We start from the raw sequence: 2,607 nt of genomic DNA, 5'->3' as shown, positions 1-2,607 counted from the left end.
AGCTATAAAACCGAAATGATAATTGTTTGTATATTTTTTAAATATCTAATAATCACTATTTTAAATCAAACAATTACTAAAAAAATTTGTAAAATTGATGAAGAATATATTGATCTCAAAAGAGACTACTACGCAAATAGATGAATTGAAGAAGGAATTTGTAATGAGATACCTTATACTCATGTCCTTAATCCTCGGATTCTATACTTTAGCTTTTTATCTTGCAACCGATAGTGACTTTACCACATATTATCTTTTAGGAGGGACCATTTCTATGATAATTATAATCTTAATAGCCTGGAAGCAATCTTTTCCGGGGCTAGCTAATCAGGTTCGTGTTTTTTTGATTTTGGCTCCTCTGTATGATGTCTATTTTATCGTAGATTTTTTTGAAATGTCTCTTAATAATATTACATGGTTACTTCCGATTCCTTTAGGAGCTTATGTGATGTTATCCCGAAAGGATTCTGTCTATTATAGTATTTATGCTATATTAATTGTAATAGTGGCTGTGTTTGTCTCTTATAACAAAGGATCCGAGGACGGGGGATTATACAGGTCGTTCTTTAATATTACAGAGGTTTCTGCTTATGTTTTTAATGGATTAATTATATGGATGCTTATTCATTATAAAGATAAAATCAAAAAGATAAGAGATATCAATGAGGTAGAAGTTGGGACGGAAGGAGGAAGGAGAGAAAAAATGACGGTGACTCTCGATAAAGATAAAGAGCAGGAGTATATTGATTTCTTTCAAAGGATTGATTTTCAGATGAGAGAACAAATGTATTTTAAAGATCCGAAATTCAGTATGTCTAAACTATGTATTATTCTGGATACCAACAGCTCCTATCTTTCTAAAGCGATACGGGCTGCCGGATATTCTAACTTTAATATTTATTTAAACATATTAAGGATAGAATATGTGAAAAAGCTGATCAATGAAAGTGATCTTTCCAGGGTAACGCTTATGTATATTTATACAGAAGGAGGATTTTCAAACCAGCCTAATTTTAACCGGGTATTTAAAAGAATAGAAGGAGTAACTCCGAGTGAATACATACAGAACCTTACCTAATAATACAGAATTTTATAACAGAATATTATATGGTATGAAGTTCTATCTATTTAATTAAATTATTAAACCATACATAAATGTCCATATCCTTAGGAATATTGAGCTTTTTTCTAAGGTTATACTTTTTTGTCTGGACTGTTCTTACAGAAGTATAGGTATATTCTGCAATATCTTTTGTGGAAAAGTTGAGATAAAGATAGGCGCAAAATCTCAATTCCGACCCCTGAAGATTATTGTCGACTGTTTTCATTTTTGTAATAAATTCCGGGTATAATTTATTGAAAAGAGGAAAAAATTCAGGTTTGTTTTGTTTGGCCATATTGATCATTTCCTGGAATAGTTCATTGTAGCTTCCCTTTTCAGGGTTTTCAATCAGAGGAATATCTATTTGATCCAATTTTTTGCTTTTGTATTTTCTGTAGAAGAAGATTGAAAAATAGATTAAAAGGCAGCATAGGATGAGACTTAAGCCTAATATATAAATCAGTTTTTTATTATTTTCTTCCAGTTTTTCTTTATTATTATATGTTTCATTACTTATTTTATTTCTGACATTGATATTGTCGGAATAATTGTTATTCTCGACATCTACTACTTTTTGTGAATAATAGGCAATACTGTCTTTTTCGTCCATCAGGCGATATAAGTCTACTAAAGCTAGATAAATGGCTTTTTGATTGGCTTCAGTAGGAGTGTGTTTTTCTATTGTTTTTTTGCAGTTCAGATAATAATACTGTGCTTTTTTGTAATCTTTGGTTTTCAGATAGAAATTACCTGCAAAAAAATAAACATCAATTTCGATATTAGGGCGTATGGCAGGATCTGTTTTTTTTATATCATTTAAGGCTTCTGTCAGATATATTTTAGCTGAATCCGTTTTTTGTAAATCAAGATAAAGTCCTGCGATATGGGGAGTCGCAGCATAAGTTGCTGCAAGTTTTCTTTTTCCTTTTTCATCTTTAATATCATTTTTGCTAAGGGTGCTTCTGTATATTTTTGCCTGTTTATAGGCTTCTTTATATTGTTTTAGGGCTGCTTTATATTTGCCGGTTCGTTGATGTATATTACCTCTTAGCGATGATATCCAATAGGCGTACATTGGATTTTTCTTTACCTCATCCGGAATTTCATCAAGTTTTTTTAAGGCAGAGATATATTCTTCTGAATAATTATAGAATGTGGAATGTAAGGTTTTAAACTTAAATATGAGATCAGGATCGGACTCCGGCGTGATCAGTTTTTCCTTATCAATTTTATTGATATATTCCAGTGTTTTACTTTTGTCCCCATTGGCTAAATATATATTACCAGCTTTAATATAACCGATAGCAAGACATTCTTTATGGCCTGATTGTTGACATAGGGCTATAAGGCTGTCTACTTTTTTTATTTTTTGAGGACCGTCAAAAAACCAATCTACTTCATCTATTTGTTTAATGATCTGCTTTTCAGTAGATGCTACTTGTGAAATAAAATATATTGGGATTAAAAGCAGGATAAAAAGGAGGTGTTTTTTCATGGTTGAAATT

General features: G+C 31.0%; 2 protein-coding genes. One reads left to right on the top strand and one right to left on the bottom strand.

Features of this window, described 5'->3' with window-relative positions; genetic code table 11:
* Positions 1 to 97 precede the first annotated feature (97 nt).
* Positions 98 to 1,078 carry an AraC family transcriptional regulator gene (locus Q0A18_RS15525; protein ID WP_292011074.1) on the top strand — a complete coding sequence of 327 codons (981 nt, stop codon included), beginning with the start codon at positions 98 to 100 and terminating at the stop codon, positions 1,076 to 1,078.
* A 46-nt stretch (positions 1,079 to 1,124) separates the two neighbouring features.
* On the opposite strand, the gene Q0A18_RS15520 is transcribed toward Q0A18_RS15525, so the two are convergent.
* The coding region (locus tag Q0A18_RS15520; protein WP_292011073.1) for a hypothetical protein at positions 1,125 to 2,607 on the bottom strand (1,483 nt) is incomplete at its 5' end.

Origin of the sequence: Chryseobacterium sp. (genome assembly GCF_022712095.1) — a bacterium.
Taxonomy (GTDB): domain Bacteria; phylum Bacteroidota; class Bacteroidia; order Flavobacteriales; family Weeksellaceae; genus Chryseobacterium.
The sequence above is the reverse complement of the archived record's forward strand: the minus strand, read 5'-3'. Positions and strand labels throughout refer to the sequence as shown.

Excerpts from the sequence above, each read along its gene's own strand:
- Q0A18_RS15525 (WP_292011074.1), top strand. The coding sequence starts at position 98 with ATGAAGAATATATTGATCTCAAAAGAGACTACTACGCAAATAGATGAA.